Below are 18,804 nucleotides of genomic sequence, written 5' to 3' on the forward strand. Positions count from 1 at the left end.
GTGACGGTCTCGTGCGGCGTCACGCCAGAGTGGTGTTCCGGCGGAGCGGTCGGTCGGGTTGCACCGGCGGTGCGTCGGTCGGGGGAGCCGGTGATGTCCACCGGCGTTCTCGCGACCGGCCGCGGGCCGGAAGGTTTCACCGGCTCACCGCCGGACGTGTTCCATTGTAACGATCCAACCAGGGTACTCATGGCACGATGCCACCCAGGCGTTGCGTCCACCGAACGCGCCGGGCTACGGCGCGATCCCGTCGGCGACCGCCATCGCGGCCCCGACGATGCCCGCGGTGTTCTTCAGCACCGCCGGGATCACCGGAGTCCGGTTGGTGAGCAACGGAATCCACTGCTCGTGGTCGCGGCTGATGCCGCCGCCTGCCACGATCACCTTCGGCCAGAACAGGTCCTCGAGGGTACGCAGCACCGTGCTCACCCGGTGCGCCCACTGCGGGTAGCTCAGCTCCTCGCGATCCTTCACCGAGGCCGCGGCCAGATGCTCGGCCTCGGCGCCGTCGACCACCAGGTGGCCGAGCTCGGAGTTCGGGACCAGGGTGCCGTTGTAGAGCAGTGCCGAGCCGATGCCGGTGCCGAAGGTGAGCAGCAGGGTGAGCCCGTCGAGGTCGCGGGCGGCGCCGTAGGTGTCCTCGGCGAGGCCCGCCGCGTCGGCGTCGTTGAGTACGGTCACCTCGCGCCCGCCCAGCGCCGCCGAGAACAGCGCTCGGGTGTCGGTGCCGATCCAGGCCTTGTCGATGTTGGCCGCGGTCCTGGCCTCGCCGTCGAGCACCACGCACGGCATGGTGAGCCCGACCGGGCCGTCCCACCCGGCCTTCGCCACCAGTTCGGCGACCGCGCCCGCGACCGCGTCCGGGGTGGACGGCTGCGGTGTGGCGATCTTGATCCGGTCGTGGGTCAGCAGGCCGGTGGCGAGATCCACCTGCGCGCCTTTGACTCCGCTACCGCCGATATCGATGCCGAAGGCGTGCCCTCGAGCAGACATGGTTCAACCCCTCGCTGGTGCGGTCGATGTGCCTGACAAAGAGTAGCGGGTATCACCTTCCGGGCGCGTCGAACCGGCATGTGATGCGATGGAGAGGTGCCCGAACACACGAGCTCCGAGACCGCCGCCCCTGCCGTCGCCCCCGACTACGACGAATTGCGTTCGCTCGCCGTGGAACTCGCCGAAGCGGCCGCCGCGCACGTGCGCGCCCGCCGCCCCGAGGTGTTCGCGCCCGAGGGTCCCGCCGCGGGCGCGGTGACCACCAAGGGGCACGTCACCGACCCCGTCACCGTCGTCGACACCGAATCCGAACAGCTCATCCGCCTGCTGCTCGCCGAGCGCAGACCCGCCGACGCCATCCTCGGCGAGGAGGGCGGCGGCGATGTCGGCGCCACCGCGCCGGGGGCCATCACCTGGGTGGTCGACCCGATCGACGGCACGGTCAACTTCCTCTACGGCCTGCCGGGCTACGCGGTGTCGGTGGCCGCGGTCCGCGACGGCAGCCCGGTCGCAGGCGCGGTCGTCGACGTGGCGGCCGCGACGACCTACAGTGCCGCGCGCGGTGGCGGCGCACACGCGGTCGGCGCCGACGGCACGAGCACCCGCCTGCGCTGCGCGCGCGAGGAGTCCCTCGCCGTGGCGCTGGTCGGGACCGGGTTCGCCTACGGCAGGCAGCGGCGCGCGCGACAGGCGGCGCTGCTCACCGAGATCCTCCCGGAGATCCGCGACATCCGCAGGCTCGGCGCGGCCGCCATGGATCTGTGCCATGTGGCGGCGGGCGAGCTCGACGCCTACTACGAGCACGGGCTCAATGCCTGGGACTGGGCGGCGGGCGCGCTGATCGCGGCCGAGGCGGGCGCGGTGGTGCGGGTGCCCGAGGTGACCGTCGGTGGCGCCGCGGGCGAACTGACCGTGGTCGCCGCCCCCGGCGTCGCCGCGCAGCTGTCGGCGCTGCTGAGCCGGGTCGGCGCCACCATCGCGCTGCCCGACTGAGCAGCGCGGGCTAGTCGGCGCTCAGCACTGGACGGTGCGGGCGGCGTCGAGCAGCGCGGGATCGATCGAGGACGAGCTCGCCCCCGGCGCGAGGTTCTTCAGCGCGCGCAGAACCGCTTCGGCGTCGGCGCCCGGCCGCAGCGATTCGCCGAAGCCGAGGCCGAGCACCAGGTCGACGGTGTCGTCGGTGCGCTGATCCTCGATCAGCTCGGCGCACGGCGCGGCCAGCTGGACCGAGGCGGCCGCGGGCCTGCCGTTGACCCCGAACCGGATCTGACCGGTGCAGTTGAGGTCGCTGTTGACATACACCGGATCGTTACCCACCTGTGTCCCCGGCGCGCCGGCGAAGCCGAAGTCGGCGAGTGCGGAGGCGATGGCACCGGCCTGCCCGCTCTTGCCGTTGGCGTTGAAGACCCGCACCTTCGACTCCGACAGCGCGGCGGGATCCACCTCGTCGAGGCGGTCGGGCCCGACCCTGGCGCCCAGCGCGGCGGGCTGCGGTGCGTTGGTGGCCGTCGGCGTGCTCGGTGCGTTGCAGGCCATCGGCTCATTGCTGTCGTCGTGCGTGCGAAACGCCGTGATCCAGACGAACAGGCTCACCAGAGCCAGCACGAGGACGAGCACGAGCCACAGCTCGGGCCGCCGCCGCGGGAAAGGGTTGCCGTCGCGATCGGTCGCGCTGCCTTCGGTGATCAGTGAAACCACGCGCTCACTCTACGAGTCCCGCGGCGCCACGTCGGCGCGGGAGGTCTCGGCGAGTTTCCCGCGAGGTGAAGATTCGTCGTCGGTTTCGACTCGGCCGGGTTTTGATTGCGACATTTGTCCGTAGGTCCGCTATTGTCTGGCCGCCCAGATCGAATAAACACCGGTGAAACGGTGCCAGGTCGCGGGAACAACCAGGGCATGTCCTGCGTTAACCGAACGCTATCGGAGTGGATCCTCCCGGATCGACGCTGATAGGAGAGTCGGTGTACGTGTGAGGTGCACCACCGGCGGGGCGGAACGAAGGCCGAATCCCAGCGGGGATCCCGGTCGGCGGACCGATCCGGGATATACGGAGTAAGGACTGAGGGGAAGACGACATGGCAACCGACTATGACGCACCGCGGCGCACCGAATCCGACGAAGTGTCGGAGGATTCGCTCGAGGAGCTGAAGGCCCGCCGCAACGAGGCGCAGTCCGCCGTCGTGGACATCGACGAATCCGATACAGCGGAATCGTTCGAGCTTCCCGGCGCGGACCTGTCCGAGGAAGTACTCAGCGTTCGGGTGATCCCGAAGCAGGCCGACGAATTCACCTGTTCGAGCTGCTTCCTCGTGCATCACCGCAGCCGCCTGGCCAGCGAGAAGGGCGGCCAGCTGATCTGCATGGATTGCGCCGCCTGAACCGCGGCGAGACGGGTCAGCCCGCGCTCGGGAGCCCGAGCGCGGCCAGGACCCGGTCCGGCCTGCGCGTACTGATCAACCAGTACGGCGTCGGGTCGTCCGGGTCGTCGAGCACCAGCAGCACCATCGGGCCGATCCACGCCCGGTGCTGCACATACGCGGCGGGGTCGAGCTGTCGGCCCATGGCCGCGCTCTTGGCCGTCGGCGCGACGGTCGCGGCCCGCGCGACGAAGCTCACCGGCAGGTGGGCGCGATCGACGCGCAGTTCCGCGGCACCGTCCGGCGCGACGGTGACCTCCAGCCGATGCCTGCTCATCCACAGCAGGATCCAGACCGGGACCGGGGCGAGCAGCACATAGGGCAGCCAGGCCCGCAGGCCGGGCGCGCCCATGTGGATCTCCGCGGCGAGCAGGCCCGCGATGGCGAATCCGATCGGCCACCACCACAGCGGCACCCACAGCCGTTCGCGATAGGGCGAGGCGCTGCGTGTCGCCGGTTCGGGGCGATCGGTATCGGTGGTGTCGGTGGTCGTGGGCAGGCGCTGGTCGGGCACCTGTCCAGAGTAGGCCACCGAGCCGGGGCGCTGGCCGCAAGGGCGGGGCCTCGAGCGCGTAGGCTCGACCGATGTGAACGCACTTGCACCGATTCCGCTGCGGCGGCTCGATCCCGGCATTCCCGTGCCGACGCGTGCCCATGACGGCGACGCGGGCGTCGATCTCTGTACCACCGAAGACGTGATCATCGAACCGGGCGAGCGGGTGCTGGTCGGCACCGGGATCGCGATCGCGTTGCCCGTCGGCACGGTCGGGCTGATCCATCCCAGATCCGGGCTGGCCGCCAAGGCCGGGCTCTCGGTGGTCAACACCCCCGGCACGGTGGACGCGGGCTATCGCGGCGAGATCAAGGTGTGCCTGATCAACCACGATCCGCGCACCGCGATCGAACTGCGTCGCGGCGACCGTATCGCCCAGCTGCTGGTGCAGCGGGTGGAACTGGTCGACTTCGCCGAGGTCGACGACCTCGACGAGACCGCGCGCGGCGCGGGCGGATACGGGTCGAGCGGCGGGCACGCGAGCCTGACCGGCGAGGAGGCGTGATGGGTCTGTTCGGCAGGAAGAAGCGCGAGCGTCGCGAGGACGCGGCCTACGACGAGTCCGTCGGCTACGACGACGAGGACTACGCCGGCGGGTACGACGAGGACGAGTACGACACCGACGAGTTCCCCCGTCCCGATTTCGCGCACCTCGACTTCGACGACGCGCCCACCGACGAGCGGATCTACGGCAACTTCGACCACGCGCCCGATGCCGCCGCCGGTCCCTACGACATCAGCGAGGTCTCCGACGAGGTCGTCGATCAGCGCCTCGATCTCGGCTCGGTGGTCATCCCGCTGCCGCCGGGCGGGCAGCTGCAGGTGGAGATGAGCCCGGACGGCACCCCGCAGGCGGTGCATCTGGCGACCGAGCACGGCAGGCTCACCGTCGCCGCCTACGCGGCGCCGAAGTCGGCGGGGCAGTGGCGCACGGTCGCCGCCGACCTCGCCGACTCGCTGCGCGCCGACGGCGCGAGCGTCGCGGTGGAGACGGGGCCGTGGGGCCGCGAGATCAAAGCCGTCACCGAGGGGGCCGATCTGCGCTTCATCGGTGTCGACGGCCCGCGCTGGATGATCCGGCTGGTCGCGGCGGGCCCGTCCGGTGCGGTCGACGACCGCAGCCCACTGATCACGGCCGCCCGCGCGGTGCTGGCCGACACGGTGGTCCGCCGGGGCAGCGAGCCGCTGCCGGTGCGCGACCCGTTGCCGGTGGTGCTGCCGCGGGAACTGGCCGAACAGCTCGCGGCCGCGCACCAGCAGCAGGTGCTCGCCCAGCAGCAGGCCATCGCCGCGCAGGCCGCGGCCGCGCAGGCGGCGCCGGTGTCGGCGGTGCCGCCGAAGCTGCCCGACGAGCCACGCCGCGGTGCGGACGGCTCGGCCATGCAGCAGCTCGGTTTGAACTAGCGGCAACGGAGTCGGCGTCGGCGCGCCCACCCGGTCAGGCGTCGATCGTCGCCGAATCCGGCAGCAGCCCGCGCAGTTCGGCGAAGCCCGCGTGGCCGATGACTGCGGGGTCGGCGCCGAGTTCGGCCAGGGTCAGCCGATGCAGCGCTGCCGTCGGCAGGGTGGCCGCCCATTCCTCGGCGACCGCGATCGGGTGCACCGGGTCGTCGGTCGCGCCGACCACCGCCACCGGCACCGTGGTGGCCGCGAGCTGGTCGGCGGTCGGCCAGGCGTAGGCTGCGGCCTCGTCGAGTGCCTGCGGCAGATACGGCCACTGGCCGCGCCAGGATTGGGTGAGCGCGTCGGCCAGCCACGGCGGACTCGACGTGCGCATGCGCTCCAGCACCGCCTCCAGACCGTCGGCGCGCAGTTGCCGGGCGGTAACCGACGCGCTGAGCGCGGCGGGGCACGCGGCGGTTTCGGCACCCGTCCAGGCGGGTAATGCGGTAATGACACCGACCACCGCGGTCGGCTGCTCGGCTGCCCAGTCGAGCGCGATCGCGGCTCCGAGGGATATCCCTGCGACCAGAACGGGGCCGCGGGCTGCGGCGGACGACAATGCCGCGGTACAGCTCGCGATCACGGCCTGGGGATCCGGTTCCACGGCCTGGAACGCCAGCCCGTGCGCGGCCGCTGCCGGTCCGAACGCACGGGCGGCGAACGCGGCATCGGAACCGGTTCCGGGCAGGGCGACCACGGTGACCTGGGGTGGGTTGCGCAACACGGACCGAGCGTAGCGACCGGACGTTTGCCCATCTACAGTGGCGGTGTACGGCCAACTAGCGGGAGAAGCGTGTCATGTCGTCATCCACGGGCGGACGCAAGTCGGGATCGGGTCCGGACTCGGGATATTTTCGGCGACTCGGTCGTCGGCTGACCGCCGATATCGATCAGCTCGACGCCGAGGAACTGGCCGAGACCGCCGACGCCTCCGGCGCCCGGCGGGCCGTCGACTGTTGCCGCGGCGAGGAGGCGACCATTCTGGGCAGGCTGCGCAGTGTCGAGGCCTGTCCGAAATCGGCCGGCGCGACCGTGCAGGCCGAGTTCTTCGACGGCACCGACGCGATCACGCTGGTCTGGATCGGGCGCAGGCGCATTCCCGGGATCGAACCGGGCAGGCGCATCATGGTGCGTGGCCGCGTCGGCGATCGCGACGGTCGCAAGGTGATCTTCAACCCCTACTACGAATTGCGCGGGAACAGCTGACGTATGCCAACCAGCGACGAGAACCGCACCGCTGCGGACCCCGAACCCACCGTGGTGCTTCCAGTGGCGACCGAAGACCCGGTCGACCCGGCCGTCGACGGTGAGATCGCCCGCTCCGAGCAGACCCTGCTCGAGCAGATGGGCGGGTTCAGCGGCCTGATCTACTCCACCCTGCCGGTGCTGGTATTCGTTCCGGTGAACACCGTCGCCGGTCTCACCGCCGCGATCTGGGCCGCACTCGGGGTGGCCGCGGGCGTGCTGTGCTGGCGGCTCTACCGGCGCAGCCCGGTCCAGCCCGCGATCTCCGGCTTCCTCGGGGTCGGCGTGTGCGCGTTCATCGCCTACCGGATGGGGGAGGCCAAGGGCTTCTTCCTGTTCGGGATCTACACCAGTCTGGTCTACGGCGGTGTGTTCGCGCTGTCGATCCTGCTGCGCCGGCCGCTGGTCGGGGTGATCTGGGGCGCGCTCAACGGGCACGGCACCGCCTGGCGCGCCGACCGGCGTGCCCGCAGGCTCTACGACCTCGCGACCGCGGTCTGGGTGGTGGTGTTCGGTGCCCGCTATCTGGTCCAGTCCCAGCTCTACGACACCGACCACACCACCTGGCTGGCGGTGGCCAGGATCGCCATGGGCTGGCCGCTGACGGGAGTGGCGTTGGTGACCACCGTCTGGGCGGTGCGGCGGGCGGGCCACCTGCCCGCGGCGAAGGTCGAGTCCGCCGGTGCCGGAACGGTTTCCACGCGCACCGAGGTGTAGGCGGGAAACGCGGGAGAGGTGGGGAAGTATCCACCCTGGGGTGTCTGGTCGCGAGACCGTGATCGTCGCACGATCAATGCGTAGGAGTTACCGAGCGCAGTGATCGTGAGAGGAACCGGCGACCATGATGGCATCCGAGCATCGCCCCCGCGCCGCATCGAAGGGCACGACCGCCGCCGCGCTGTCGGAGAGCAAGCGCATCGGGGCCGAACTCGACGCCCTGATCGCGCCCGCCGCCCGCGGTGACCGCGCCGCCGTCGCCGAGATCGTGCGCCTGGTGCATCCGCTGGTGCGGCGCTACTGCGCGGCCAGGATGGGTGCCACCGGGCACCTGACCGTCACCGCCGACGACGTCACCCAGGAAGTGCTGATGGCCACCGTCACCGCCATCCCGCGCTACCGCGACCAGGGCAAGTCGTTCCTGGCCTTCGTCTACGGGATCGCCGCCAACAAGGTCTCCGACGCGTTCCGCCGCGCCAAGCACACCGCCTACCCGATGGCGGAACTGCCCGATGCCGCATCCGGCGCCGCGGGTCCGGAGGAGTGGGCGCTGGCGATGGAGCGGCGCACTGCCACCCGCGAGCTGATGTCGGTGCTCGCCCCCAACCACCGCGAGGTGCTGGTCATGCGGATCGTGCTCGGGTGGAGCGCCGCCCAGACCGCCGAGGCCATCGGCACCAGCCCAGGGGTGGTGCGGGTGATGCAGCACCGCGCGCTCAACAAGCTGCGCAAGGAACTGCAGGTGGCCTGAGCACACCGGGGCCAAGGCCGGGCCGGGGAGTTACGGCCGGATCCCGTGGGTGGCCAGCGTGAGGCGCAGGTCTTCCTCGGCCTCCACGGAGGTGACGAACAGCAGTTCGTCCTCGCCCTCGAACGGGTCGTCGGGCTGGGGCACGATGACCCGCCCGCCGCGCAGGATCGTCACCAGCGCGGTGTCGCGCGGCATCGTCAGCGTGCGTACCGGTTTGCCGGCCAGCTGGGTGTCGCTGGGCAGGGTGATCTCCACCAGGTTGGCCTGGCCCTGGCGCAGCGTCATCAGCCGGACCAGGTCGCCCACCGACACCGCCTCCTCGACGAGCGAGGCGAGCAGCCGCGGTGTCGACACCGCCACGTCCACACCCCAGGACTCGTCGAAGAGCCATTCGTTGCGCGGATCGTTGACCCGCGCGACCACCCGCCGCACCCCGAACTCGGTCTTGGCGAGCAGGCTGTGCACCAGGTTGGCCTTGTCGTCGCCGGTGGCCGCGATCACCACCTCGTAGGTCTCCAGCTCGGCGTTCTCCAGCAGCGACAGCTCGCAGGCGTCGGCGTGCACCCAGACCGCGTCGGGGATGGCGCCGGGGTCGATGTGGTCGAGCTGGCGCTCGAGCAGCATCACCCGATGCCCGCCGCGTAGCAGTTCCCTGGCGATGGAGCGCCCGACGGCGCCCGCTCCGGCGATAGCAACCTTCATTGTCGATCAGTCCTCGCTCGCGGGGGGCTTGGCGGCCAGCGCGACCGCTTCGCCGACGGTGCCCGAGGTGGCCGCGACGTACACCACGTCCTCGGCCTGCACGATGGTCTTGGATTCGGGCAGCAGCCCCTGGCCGAAGCGCAGCACGAACGCCACCCGCACCCCGAGTTCGCGTTCCAGCTCACGCACGGTGCGCCCGGACCAGTCCTCGTGCAGTGTCAGCTGGGTGACCGCCACCGCGCCGGTGGGGTCGCGCCAGGTGGTGGTGGAGTTGTCACCGATGAGGCTGCGCAGGAAACGGTCGGTGGTCCACGGCACGGTGGCGATGGTGGGGATGCCGAGCCGCTCGTACACCTCGGCGCGCTTGGCGTCGTAGATCCTGGCCACCACCCGCTCGACGCCGAACATCTCCCTGGCCACCCTGGCCGAGATGATGTTGGAGTTGTCGCCGGAGGACACCGCGGCGAAGGCGTCGGCGCGTTCGATGCCGGCGCGGGTCAGCACATCCCGGTCGAAGCCGACCCCGATCACTTCCTGCCCGGTGAAGCCCTCGCCCAATCGGCGGAACGAACTGGGATCGCGGTCGATCACCGTGACCTCGTGGCCCACCCGGACCAGGGCGCGGGCCAGCGAGGAGCCGACTCGTCCGCACCCCATGATCACTACGTACACCGTGCACCCTCGTTCCTGGCCGTGGCATCCAGCCAAGGACCGTACCCGCCGGATGTACCCATCGCCCATTTTCCCCTCGCCGACCCGGCGCAAACAATCACGACACCCGTCTCGGTGGCGGTGAACTGCGCGCGAGCGGATCGATGAGCTGCTCTATGCTGAGCCCGGTGTCCAAGTTGACGACGGCAGCGAAGCGGGTGCTGCTCGGCAGGCCGTTCCGCAGTGATTCGCTCGGCCATACGCTGCTGCCCAAGCGGATCGCCCTGCCGGTGTTCGCCTCCGACGCGATGTCCTCGGTGGCCTACGCGCCGGAGGAGATCTTCCTGGTGCTGTCGGCGGCGGGCCTCTCGGCCTACCTGTACGCGCCGTGGGTCGGGCTGGCCGTCGCGTTCGTCATGGCGATCGTGGTCGCCAGCTACCGGCAGAACGTGCACGCCTACCCGTCCGGCGGCGGCGACTACGAGGTGGCCACGAAGAACCTCGGCCCGACCGCCGGTCTCACGGTGGGCAGTGCGTTGCTGGTCGACTACGTGCTCACGGTGGCGGTCTCGATTTCCTCGGCCGCCTCCAACATCGGTTCGGCCATCCCGTTCGTCGACACGCACAAGGTGCTGTTCGCGGTGGCCGCGATCGCGGTGCTCACCGCCGTCAACCTGCGTGGGGTGCGCGAGTCCGGGACCGCGTTCGCGATTCCCACCTACGCCTTCGTCTTCGGGATGACGGTGATGCTCGGCTGGGGCCTGTTCCGTACCTATGTGCTCGGCGACGACGTGCAGGCGGCCTCGGCGGGATTCGGTCTCCAGGCCGAGGACGAGACCCTGTACGGCCTGGCCCTGGTGTTCCTCATCGCCAGGGCGTTCTCCTCCGGCTGTGCGGCGCTGACCGGTGTCGAGGCGATCAGCAACGGCGTCCCCGCCTTCCGGAAACCCAAGTCCCGCAATGCCGCGACCACCTTGCTGATGCTGGGCATGATCGCCATCACCTTGCTGATGGGCATCATCATCCTGGCGCAGAAGATCGGCGTGGTGTACGCCCACGACCCGGCGAACCTGATCGGCGCGCCCGCGGACTACCACCAGAAGACCCTGATCGCCCAGATCGCCGAGACCGTCTTCCACGGTTTCCCGGTCGGCTTCTTCTTCGTCACCGGCGTGACCGCGCTGATCCTGGTGTTGGCCGCCAACACCGCCTTCAACGGGTTCCCGGTGCTCGGATCGGTGCTGGCCCAGGACCGGTATCTGCCAAGGCAACTGCACACCCGCGGTGACCGGCTCGCCTTCTCCAACGGCATCCTGTTCCTGTCCGGCGCCGCGATCGCGTTCGTCGTGCTGTTCGGTGCCGAGGTCACCAAGCTGATCCAGCTCTACATCGTCGGTGTGTTCGTCTCGTTCGTGCTGAGCCAGACCGGCATGCTGCGGCACTGGACCCGGCTGCTGCGCACCGAGACCGATCCGGCGGTCCGCGGGCGGATGAAGCGGTCGCGGGTGATCAACGCCATCGGCCTCAGCGCGACCGGCATCGTGCTGGTGATCGTGATCGTCACCAAGTTCTTCGCCGGTGCCTGGATCGCGATCCTGACGATGGTGGCGATCTTCGCGGTGATGAAACTCATTCGCAAGCACTACGACTCGGTCTCGCGCGAACTCGACGAATCCGAGTGGGACGGTGTGCTGCCCAGCCGTACCCATTCGATCGTGCTGGTGTCGAAGCTGCATCTGCCGACCCGGCGCGCGCTGGCCTACGCGCGGGCCACCCGCCCGGACACCTTGGAGGCGGTGACGGTCAACGTCGACGACGCCGACACCCGCGAACTGGTGCGCGAATGGGAGAACAGCGAGATCAATGTGCCGCTGAAAGTGGTCGAATCGCCGTACCGCGAGGTCACCAAGCCGGTACTCGACTACGTCAAGCGGGTGCGCAGGGACGCCCCGCGCGATGTGGTCACCGTGTTCATCCCCGAGTACGTGGTCGGGCACTGGTGGGAACAGGTGCTGCACAACCAGTCGGCGCTGCGGTTGAAGGGCAGGCTGCTGTTCGAGCCGGGCGTGATGGTGACCAGCGTGCCGTGGCAGCTGAGCTCCTCGGCGCGGGCCAAGCAGGCCGCCGAGGTGAACGCGCCGGGGTCGGTGCGGCGCGGATTCGACCAGCCGGGACGGCGCCGATGAGCGACTGGTACGGACAGGAATTCGAGGTCAGGCTCGGGCCGCCGGGACACGGCGGGTTCTGTGTCGGCAGGCACGAGGGCCGGGTGGTGTTCGTCCGGCACGGGCTGCCCGGTGAGCTGGTGCGCGCCCGCGTCACCGAGGACCGCGGCGGCTCGTTCTGCCGGGCCGACGCCGTCGAGATCGTCGAGGCGTCCGCGGATCGAGTGCAGGCGACCTGCCCGGTGTCCGGGCCGGGTGGCGCCGGCTGCTGCGATTTCTCCTTCGCCACGCCCGCCGCGCAGCGCGCGCTGAAGTCCACCGTGGTGGCCGAGCAGCTGCGCAGGCTGGCGGGGGTGGAGCGGGAGGTCACCGTCGAGCCGATCGGGGAGGACAGCGGTACCGGCGGCTGGCGCACCAGGATTCGGCTGGTCGTCGACGCGGCGGGCCGCGCGGGTGTGCACCGCTATCGCAGTACCGAGGTGCTCGCGGACCTGCGTTGCCCGCAGCCGGTCGCCGGTGCGCTGGCCGGGGTCGCCGACCGGCGGTGGACGCCGGGCTCGGACCTGGTGATCGCGGTCGACGGCGACGGCGTGCGCCATCTCGTCGAGCTGGCGGCGGTGCCCGACACCGTCGCCCCCGGTGGCCGTCCGGCGACCCCGCGCGGCGCGGGTCGCGGCCGTTCGCACCGGCCCAGCCGTCGTCGCGAACCTGGCCCCCGTGACGAGCGGGCCGCAGTGCGCGAGCGGGCCGCCGCCCGCAAGTCGGCCACCAACGCGCCCCGCGAGGAGTGGGTGATGGCGGGTACCGGCCGGGCCGTGGAGTATGTGGCAGGCCGTCGCTGGGAGCTGGCGGCCACCGGCTTCTGGCAGGCGCATCATGGTGCGGCGCAATGCTATTCGAACCTGGTGGCGGACTGGTCCGGGCTGGCGCCTGGCGGCTGCGGCTGGGATCTCTACAGCGGTGTCGGCGTGTTCGCCGCGCGGCTGGCCGAGCAGACCGGGCAGACCGGCTCGGTCGCGGCCGTCGAATCCGCCCGCGCGGCAGTGGCGGACGGGACGGCCGCCACGGGCGACCTGCCCTGGCTGGACCTGCGCACCGACCGGGTCGAACGCTGGGTCCGTAATGCTTCCGGCACACCGGATGTGGTGGTCCTCGACCCGCCGCGGGCGGGCGCGGGCAAGGAGGTGATCGGCGCGGTCGCCGACGCCGATCCCCGCCGCATCGTGCACATCGGCTGCGACCCGGCGTCCTTCGCCCGCGACCTCGGACTCTATCTGGACGCGGGCTACCACCTGGCCGACCTGCGGGCCTTCGACGCCTTCCCGGCCACCCATCACGTCGAATGCGTGGCGCTGCTCGATCGGTGAGGCCGGCTCGGCCAGGCCGCGATCGGAGCCGCGGCCGGGCGGCCTGCCGCGGTGCGCATCCGGACACCCGCATCGTGCGCCTGCTCGGCCGCGGCGCGTCGGCCCGTCGGCGTGATCAGTCCAGGGCCCAGGTGACCCGCACCGTCGCACCGATCTCGGTCTCACCGGGTACCACCGGCACCGGCGAACTCGCCTTGGCCATCAGCATCGGGGCACCCATCTCCGCGCTGACGTCGTAGGCGCGGGGCAGCGGCACGGCGGTGTCCTCGGTGATCTGCAGGACCGTGCCGAGCGACACGCCCGCGCGCGCCGCGTACTGCTCGGCCTTGGCCTTCGCGTCGTCGAAGGCCGCGTCGCGGGCCTGGGCGAGCAGGGGCTCCGGATCGGCGATGCCGCGGCCGAGACCGCCGAGACGTACGTCGTCGCCGCCCGCGGTGACCGCGGCCGCTACGGTGACCGCCGGATCGGTCCCGCTGTCCTCGCGCAGCGACACACTCAGCCCGGTGGTCGCGAGATAGCCGGCGATCTCGCTGCGCCCGTTGTCGGTGTAGACGGTCTCGGTGCGCACACTCAAACCGCTGGTCGCCATGTCGACCTCGCGCACCCCGGCGGTCCGCAGGGCGGCCACCACTGCCTCGACCCGTTCACCCGCGCGTCCGTACGCGGCGGCGACGGTGGCCGCCCGCGATTCCACCGACAGCGTGAGCCGGATCAGGTCGGGCGCGGCCCGCACGCCGCCCTGCCCGATCATCGTGATGCTCGCCTGCCAGGACTTCTTGCCCATCGTGGTACTCCTCCTCGATTCGGCCGATCCTGTGCTGCCCAACGTCGCACCCGCGGCGCTGGTTCCCGCTCAGTAGTGGCCCGCGTTGCCCGAGATGGTGCGCACGGCGGCATCCATCTGCGCGTAGGCGCCCGCGGCGAGCCGTTGCAGCAGCACCAGTTTCAGTCGCGGATGCCCCTGGGTGAGCTCGTCGAACACCGCGGGGCGCATCACCGCGACCCGCACCGGCGTCTCGGCGACGATCTCGTTGACGAACGGTTCCCCGAGCAGCATCGGGATCTCGCCGAACGACATCCCGGCCGACAGCGTCACCAGCCGGTGCACCCGGCCGTCGGTGCCGGGGAAGGTGACCCGCACCCGGCCGTCGAGGATCAGGTAGAGCCCGGAGCGCGCCTCGCCCCGCTCGGCGATCACCTCGCCGCGGGCGAAGGTCCGCGACTCGAAGTCGGCGCACAGCCTGGTCCGGTCGGTGGGTTCGAGCCCGACCACCAGGGGATGCTCGGCGAGGCCGATCGCGGTGGCGGTGGTGCCCGGCGGCCGGTGCCGGTGCAGGACGATGTCCTCGCACCACTCGGTGGCGGTGTCGCGATCGATGAATACCCGCCCGCGCGGATCATCGGGGTCCAGGCTCGACGCCTCGTGCCCGAGCTTGGCATCGGGATCGACCAGCGCCACCCGGCTGCCGCGGCGGACCAGTTCGGCCTGCAGGGCGTCGAGCATCTCGCGGGCCACCGTGCTCACCTCGCCGACCCGGCGCAGATCGATCACCAGCGCGTCGAGGGAGCTCGCCTTGCCCTCGATGGCGCGGACCGCGCGTTCGGCGCCGGCGAAGAGCAGGTCGCCGTGCAGTTCGTAGACGCGGGCGCGGTCACCGTGCGCGGCGAGTACCGCGGCGTCGTCGGGGGAGCGGCGCAACCGCGACGGCACCTGCGCGACGGTGTAGTCGGCGCGGATGGCGGTGCGCGCCGAGCGGGTCACGTGACAGAAGTGCAGTTCCAGCCGTCGTGACAGCTCCCGGCACGCGGCGACCCCGCGCACGCTGTTGCCGTGCGTGTCGAGCCGAGGCGAGTACACCGAGATCCCCAGCTGACCCGGCAGCACCGCGATGATCCCGCCACCGACACCGCTCTTGGCGGGCAGACCGACCGTGGTCACCCAGTCACCGGCCGCGTTGTACATGCCGCAGGTCGTCATCACGCTGAGCACCCGTTCGGTCAGCGGCGCCGACAGCGCCCGCTCCCTGGTCCGCGGATTCACCCCGTTGTCGGCCAGCGTCGCCGCCATCACCGCCAGGTCGGCACAGGTGACCTCGATCGAGCACTGGCGGAAGTACCGGTCGACGGCGTCGTCGGGGTCGGCGTCGATGATGCCGACCGAGCGCAGCATGTACCCGATCGCGCGATTGCGGAATCCGGTCCTGGCCTCGGACCGGTACACCGCCTCGTCCATCCGCAGCTCCCGGCCGGCGAACCGGGAGTAGCAGCGGCGGACCCGTTCGAACTTGTCGGCGGCGTCGCGGCCCACGACGAGCGAGGCCGCGGTGATGGCGCCGGAGTTGATCATCGGATTGCTCGGCCGCTGGGTGTCGGGTTCGAGGCTGATCTCGTTGAACGGCTCACCGGACGGCTCCACATCGATGTGCGCGGCCACCCCGTCGAGCCCGCGGTCGGCCAGTGCCAGCGCGTAGGTGAACGGCTTGGAGATCGACTGGATGGTGAAACCGGTCGCGGTGTCGCCGACCTCGTAGACCAGACCGTCGGCGGTCGCCAGGCACAGCCCGAACGCGTCGGGCGCGACCGCGGCCAGTTCGGGGATGTAGTCGGCGGGTGCGCCGGAGTCGTCGTCGCGGAAGGCCGCGTACACCTCGTCGAGCATGCCTGCCACGACGCCGGGGTCAACACCTTCGGGTTCGGCCACAGCGTCACTGTAGGGCGCGCGGTCACCACGCCATGGCTGGACGCGCGGGGAGACAGTCCTCACAGCCCCCGACCGCGGGCGCGGCGACCTGGCGCCCTGTTCAGCGGGGGTACGGCGCCTCGCGTGGTGACGGTGGCGCGGCGCCGGGAAGGGGCCGCGGGCCGGAGGCACTCGCGCGGCCAAATACACTGGGCGGATCACACGGTAGTCCGGAGGGAGCGAGTTCAGGTGGGAGTGCTGTCGCGGGTGGATTCACCCGAAGATCTGCGCCGGCTGAGCGTGCCGCAACTGCGCGACCTGGCCGCGGAGATCCGCGAGTTCCTGGTGCGTAAAGTCGCGGCGACCGGCGGCCACCTCGGCCCGAACCTGGGCGTGGTGGAGCTGACCATCGCGCTGCACCGGATCTTCGATTCCCCGGCCGATCCGCTGATCTTCGACACCGGCCACCAGGCCTACGTGCACAAGATCCTCACCGGCCGCAAGGATCGCTTCGACTCGCTGCGTATGCGCGACGGCCTGTCGGGCTACCCGAGCCGCGCCGAGAGCGAGCACGACTGGGTGGAGTCCTCGCACGCCTCGGCGGCGCTGTCCTACGCCGACGGCCTTGCCAAGGCGTTCGCGCTCAGCGAGCAGGACCGCACCGTCGTCGCCGTGGTCGGTGACGGCGCGCTCACCGGCGGCATGTGCTGGGAGGCGCTCAACAACATCGCCGGCGCACCCGACCGGCCGGTGGTGGTCGTGGTCAACGACAACGGCCGCTCCTACGCGCCGACCATCGGCGGCCTGGCCGACCGGCTCACCGCGCTGCGCACCCAGCCCGCCTACGAGCACGCCCTCGACGCGGGCAAGCGGATCCTCAAAAGCATTCCGGCGGTGGGTGATTCGGCGTACTCGATGGTGCACGCGCTCAAGGCGGGCATCAAGGACGCGGTGAGTCCACAGGAACTCTTCGGCGATCTCGGGATGAAGTACGTCGGCCCGGTCGACGGCCACGACCTGGTCGCGCTGGAGGCGGCCATGCGCCGGGCCAAGGACTTCGGCGGCCCGGTGGTCGTGCACGTGGTGACCCGCAAGGGCAACGGCTACGAGCACGCCGAGAATCACGTCGCCGACCAGATGCACGCCTGCGACCCGATCGACCCGCTCACCGGCCGTCCGCTGGCCGGCAAGAAGGCCAAGGGCTGGACGGCGGTGTTCTCCGAGGAGCTCATCGATCACGCCGCCCGCCGCGAGGACATCGTCGCCATCACCGCCGCCATGCCGGGACCCACCGGGCTGGCCGCGTTCGGCGAGCGGTTCCCGGAGCGCATGTTCGATGTCGGCATCGCCGAACAGCACGCGATGGCCTCGGCCGCAGGCCTGGCGCTCGGCGGCATGCACCCGGTGGTCGCCATCTACTCGACCTTCCTCAACCGCGCCTTCGACCAGTTGCTGATGGACGTGGCGCTGCTGAAGCAGCCCGTCACCGTGGTGCTCGATCGCGCAGGCATCACCGGCCCCGACGGTGCCAGCCACAACGGCATGTGGGATCTGTCGCTGCTCGGCATCGTTCCCGGCATCCGGGTCGCCGCGCCCCGCGACGGCGCCACCCTGCGCTCCGAACTCGCCGAGGCGCTGGCCGTCTCCGACGGTCCGACCGTGCTGCGGTTCCCGAAAGGCAGTGTCGCCGAAGACATCACGGCGGTCGAGCGACTCGACGGAGTCGATGTGCTCCGCCTCGCTGTCCCCGGTAACGGGTCGGCGCAGTCCCAGCACGGTGACGTCCTGCTCGTAGCGGTCGGCCCGTTCGCGCACACGGCGATGGCGGTCGCCGAACTGCTCGCCCCGCAAGGCATCTCGGTCACCGTCATCGACCCGCGCTGGGTGATCCCGGTGTCGGACACCCTGGTCAAGCTGGCCGAGAACTACCGGCTCGTGGTCACCGTCGAGGACGGCGGTCTGCACGGCGGCATCGGCTCCACCCTCTCGGCCCGGCTGCGCGACGCGGGCCTCGACGTCCCGACCCGCGATCTCGGTGTGCCGCAACAGTTCCTCGACCACGCCGCGCGCGGCGAGATTCTCGACGACCTCGGCCTCACTGCCGAGGCCATCGCCGGGCGCATCGCCGGCTGGCTGCAGTCGCGCTGAGCGTGCCGGTCCGGCCGTCGACTAGCCGCGGGCCGGGCGGCGGGCGACGACGGCGAAGTTCAGCGGGATCCGTGGCGCACCCGGCGGCAGCATCCAGCCCTCCGGGCACGCGACCAGGTCAGGGAACGCACGCCAGTCCATGAAGGGCAGTTCGGCCAGCCCCGCCACCACGAGCCCGGCACCGAGCAGCGCGCCGACCACCTCACCGAGGTCGTGGCGCCACTCGTGGTTGGTCGGGTGCGCGATCGCGCCGGCGGAGTCCTCGGTGTAGGTGCCCGCGTCGGAATAGGTGCGGACCCCGCCGCCGGCGAGGTAGTCGTCGGTGAGCAGCCATGGCTCGAACTCCATGGCGCCGAGGATCGGATGGTCGTCGCGGATCAGGAAGACGCCGCCGGGCACGAGCAGGTCGTGGATCGACCGTGCCCATGCGGTCAGCTCCGGCAGCCAGACGATGGTGCCCGCGCTGGTGACGACGGTATCGAACTGCCGACGCACCACCGAGGAGGCGAACCGCGCATCACCCTCCACCCAGGTGATGTCGCGTCCGTCCGCGGCGGCGATGCGTGCGGCGTGCCGTAACGAGTTGGGTGACAGGTCGATTCCGTGCACATCCACCGCGCCGAGCCGCGCCCACGACACGGTGTCGGTTCCGATATGGCACTGCAGGTGCAGCAGCGAGCGACCGGTGATGCCGGTGCCGGGCAGGTGTGGTGCCAGCACCGCAAGATCGTTGCGCACCACCGTGGAGATCTCGGCCGGGTCGGTGAGGAAGGCGTCGACGTCGTACATCCGGGAACGGACGTGGACCTCGGCGCGGTCGTCCCAGTTCGCCCGGTTGTCGGCGATCGCATCGGCGTCGAGCACGGCGGTGCCTCCTGTGGTGTCGGCGCGCCGACACTACCGCCGCGACAATGCCGCCGTCGATCGGTTTTCGGCCGCGGGAACCCGCGCACCTCGCCTCGGATTGCGGCG

Annotated in this window: 19 protein-coding genes; 10 read left to right on the forward strand and 9 right to left on the reverse strand. The window is 71.1% G+C overall.

Annotated features, from left to right (window positions below):
• Positions 1 to 234: 234 nt before the first annotated feature.
• Complete coding sequence (gene ppgK / locus ACFOW8_RS17690; RefSeq protein WP_378551723.1) at positions 235 to 993, reverse strand: polyphosphate--glucose phosphotransferase; 759 nt, start codon at positions 991 to 993, stop codon at positions 235 to 237.
• A gap of 96 nt (positions 994 to 1,089) precedes the next feature.
• On the opposite strand from ppgK, the gene ACFOW8_RS17695 reads away from it, so the two are divergent.
• The gene (locus ACFOW8_RS17695; RefSeq protein WP_378551724.1) at positions 1,090 to 1,986 is read left to right on the forward strand and encodes an inositol monophosphatase family protein; all 897 of its coding nucleotides are present in this window, start codon (positions 1,090 to 1,092) and stop codon (positions 1,984 to 1,986) included.
• A 21-nt stretch (positions 1,987 to 2,007) separates the two neighbouring features.
• On the opposite strand, the gene cei is transcribed toward ACFOW8_RS17695, so the two are convergent.
• Positions 2,008 to 2,691: an envelope integrity protein Cei gene (gene cei / locus ACFOW8_RS17700; protein ID WP_378551726.1), complete on the reverse strand. Its 684-nt coding sequence runs from the start codon at positions 2,689 to 2,691 to the stop codon at positions 2,008 to 2,010.
• Positions 2,692 to 3,068: 377 nt separating this feature from the next.
• Here cei and ACFOW8_RS17705 point away from each other — a divergent pair, with 377 nt between their 5' ends.
• Positions 3,069 to 3,371, forward strand: coding sequence for a DUF4193 domain-containing protein (locus tag ACFOW8_RS17705; RefSeq protein ID WP_110035695.1), 303 nt, complete (start codon positions 3,069 to 3,071; stop codon positions 3,369 to 3,371).
• 16 nt (positions 3,372 to 3,387) lie between these two features.
• On the opposite strand, the gene ACFOW8_RS17710 is transcribed toward ACFOW8_RS17705, so the two are convergent.
• On the reverse strand, positions 3,388 to 3,924 hold the full coding sequence (locus tag ACFOW8_RS17710) for a DUF3093 domain-containing protein (protein WP_378551727.1): 537 nt from the start codon (positions 3,922 to 3,924) through the stop codon (positions 3,388 to 3,390).
• Positions 3,925 to 3,997: 73 nt separating this feature from the next.
• Between ACFOW8_RS17710 and dut the strand changes: the two genes are divergently transcribed.
• Together dut and ACFOW8_RS17720 are read left to right on the forward strand one after the other, a co-directional pair.
• The gene (gene dut / locus ACFOW8_RS17715; RefSeq protein WP_378551728.1) at positions 3,998 to 4,468 is read left to right on the forward strand and encodes a dUTP diphosphatase; all 471 of its coding nucleotides are present in this window, start codon (positions 3,998 to 4,000) and stop codon (positions 4,466 to 4,468) included.
• A 5-nt stretch (positions 4,469 to 4,473) separates the two neighbouring features.
• Entirely contained in the window at positions 4,474 to 5,367 is an 894-nt protein-coding gene (locus tag ACFOW8_RS17720; protein ID WP_378552083.1) for a DUF3710 domain-containing protein, read from the forward strand.
• A 34-nt stretch (positions 5,368 to 5,401) separates the two neighbouring features.
• Here ACFOW8_RS17720 and ACFOW8_RS17725 read toward each other — a convergent pair whose 3' ends face one another.
• Positions 5,402 to 6,130 (reverse strand): alpha/beta fold hydrolase, encoded by a 729-nt coding sequence (locus tag ACFOW8_RS17725; RefSeq protein WP_378551729.1) that lies wholly within the window; start codon positions 6,128 to 6,130, stop codon positions 5,402 to 5,404.
• A gap of 74 nt (positions 6,131 to 6,204) precedes the next feature.
• Between ACFOW8_RS17725 and ACFOW8_RS17730 the strand changes: the two genes are divergently transcribed.
• The 3 genes from ACFOW8_RS17730 (at position 6,205) to ACFOW8_RS17740 (ending at position 8,119) form a co-directional block, all read left to right on the forward strand.
• On the forward strand, positions 6,205 to 6,612 hold the full coding sequence (locus tag ACFOW8_RS17730) for an OB-fold nucleic acid binding domain-containing protein (protein WP_378551730.1): 408 nt from the start codon (positions 6,205 to 6,207) through the stop codon (positions 6,610 to 6,612).
• A gap of 3 nt (positions 6,613 to 6,615) precedes the next feature.
• Positions 6,616 to 7,368, forward strand: a complete 753-nt coding sequence (locus ACFOW8_RS17735) for a DUF3159 domain-containing protein (protein ID WP_378551732.1) — start codon at positions 6,616 to 6,618, stop codon at positions 7,366 to 7,368.
• A 127-nt stretch (positions 7,369 to 7,495) separates the two neighbouring features.
• Entirely contained in the window at positions 7,496 to 8,119 is a 624-nt protein-coding gene (locus ACFOW8_RS17740) for a sigma-70 family RNA polymerase sigma factor (RefSeq protein WP_378552084.1), read from the forward strand.
• A 30-nt stretch (positions 8,120 to 8,149) separates the two neighbouring features.
• Here the strand turns inward: ACFOW8_RS17740 and ACFOW8_RS17745 are convergent, their stop codons facing one another.
• Together ACFOW8_RS17745 and ACFOW8_RS17750 are read right to left on the reverse strand one after the other, a co-directional pair.
• On the reverse strand, positions 8,150 to 8,821 hold the full coding sequence (locus ACFOW8_RS17745) for a potassium channel family protein (protein WP_378551733.1): 672 nt from the start codon (positions 8,819 to 8,821) through the stop codon (positions 8,150 to 8,152).
• Positions 8,822 to 8,827: 6 nt separating this feature from the next.
• Positions 8,828 to 9,493, reverse strand: a complete 666-nt coding sequence (locus tag ACFOW8_RS17750) for a potassium channel family protein (protein WP_378551734.1) — start codon at positions 9,491 to 9,493, stop codon at positions 8,828 to 8,830.
• A 167-nt stretch (positions 9,494 to 9,660) separates the two neighbouring features.
• Between ACFOW8_RS17750 and ACFOW8_RS17755 the strand changes: the two genes are divergently transcribed.
• Positions 9,661 to 11,658 (forward strand): APC family permease, encoded by a 1,998-nt coding sequence (locus ACFOW8_RS17755; protein ID WP_378551735.1) that lies wholly within the window; start codon positions 9,661 to 9,663, stop codon positions 11,656 to 11,658.
• Complete coding sequence (locus ACFOW8_RS17760; RefSeq protein WP_378551736.1) at positions 11,655 to 13,004, forward strand: class I SAM-dependent RNA methyltransferase; 1,350 nt, start codon at positions 11,655 to 11,657, stop codon at positions 13,002 to 13,004. The genes ACFOW8_RS17755 and ACFOW8_RS17760 overlap by 4 nt, the downstream gene beginning before the upstream one ends.
• A 115-nt stretch (positions 13,005 to 13,119) precedes the next feature.
• Here ACFOW8_RS17760 and ACFOW8_RS17765 read toward each other — a convergent pair whose 3' ends face one another.
• Together ACFOW8_RS17765 and glsA are read right to left on the reverse strand one after the other, a co-directional pair.
• Positions 13,120 to 13,788 (reverse strand): SIMPL domain-containing protein, encoded by a 669-nt coding sequence (locus tag ACFOW8_RS17765; protein WP_378551737.1) that lies wholly within the window; start codon positions 13,786 to 13,788, stop codon positions 13,120 to 13,122.
• Between the two features lie 69 nt (positions 13,789 to 13,857).
• Positions 13,858 to 15,663: a glutaminase A gene (gene glsA / locus ACFOW8_RS17770; protein ID WP_378552086.1), complete on the reverse strand. Its 1,806-nt coding sequence runs from the start codon at positions 15,661 to 15,663 to the stop codon at positions 13,858 to 13,860.
• A gap of 270 nt (positions 15,664 to 15,933) precedes the next feature.
• On the opposite strand from glsA, the gene dxs reads away from it, so the two are divergent.
• Positions 15,934 to 17,832, forward strand: a complete 1,899-nt coding sequence (dxs, locus tag ACFOW8_RS17775) for a 1-deoxy-D-xylulose-5-phosphate synthase (RefSeq protein ID WP_378551738.1) — start codon at positions 15,934 to 15,936, stop codon at positions 17,830 to 17,832.
• A gap of 21 nt (positions 17,833 to 17,853) precedes the next feature.
• On the opposite strand, the gene ACFOW8_RS17780 is transcribed toward dxs, so the two are convergent.
• Positions 17,854 to 18,696, reverse strand: coding sequence for a class I SAM-dependent methyltransferase (locus ACFOW8_RS17780; protein ID WP_378551739.1), 843 nt, complete (start codon positions 18,694 to 18,696; stop codon positions 17,854 to 17,856).
• Positions 18,697 to 18,804 lie beyond the last annotated feature (108 nt).

This window comes from Nocardia rhizosphaerae (genome assembly GCF_042650365.1).
Classification (GTDB): Bacteria; Actinomycetota; Actinomycetes; order Mycobacteriales; family Mycobacteriaceae; genus Nocardia; species Nocardia rhizosphaerae.

Bases quoted from the DNA above. Each gene is read 5' to 3' on its own strand.
- ACFOW8_RS17705 (WP_110035695.1), top strand. From the start codon at position 3,069: ATGGCAACCGACTATGACGCACCGCGGCGCACCGAATCCGACGAAGTG.
- ACFOW8_RS17730 (WP_378551730.1), top strand. From the start codon at position 6,205: ATGTCGTCATCCACGGGCGGACGCAAGTCGGGATCGGGTCCGGACTCG.
- ACFOW8_RS17760 (WP_378551736.1), top strand. From the start codon at position 11,655: ATGAGCGACTGGTACGGACAGGAATTCGAGGTCAGGCTCGGGCCGCCG.
- ACFOW8_RS17740 (WP_378552084.1), top strand. From the start codon at position 7,496: ATGGCATCCGAGCATCGCCCCCGCGCCGCATCGAAGGGCACGACCGCC.
- ppgK (WP_378551723.1), bottom strand. From the start codon at position 993: ATGTCTGCTCGAGGGCACGCCTTCGGCATCGATATCGGCGGTAGCGGA.
- ACFOW8_RS17765 (WP_378551737.1), bottom strand. From the start codon at position 13,788: ATGGGCAAGAAGTCCTGGCAGGCGAGCATCACGATGATCGGGCAGGGC.
- glsA (WP_378552086.1), bottom strand. From the start codon at position 15,663: ATGCTCGACGAGGTGTACGCGGCCTTCCGCGACGACGACTCCGGCGCA.
- ACFOW8_RS17735 (WP_378551732.1), top strand. From the start codon at position 6,616: ATGCCAACCAGCGACGAGAACCGCACCGCTGCGGACCCCGAACCCACC.
- ACFOW8_RS17745 (WP_378551733.1), bottom strand. From the start codon at position 8,821: ATGAAGGTTGCTATCGCCGGAGCGGGCGCCGTCGGGCGCTCCATCGCC.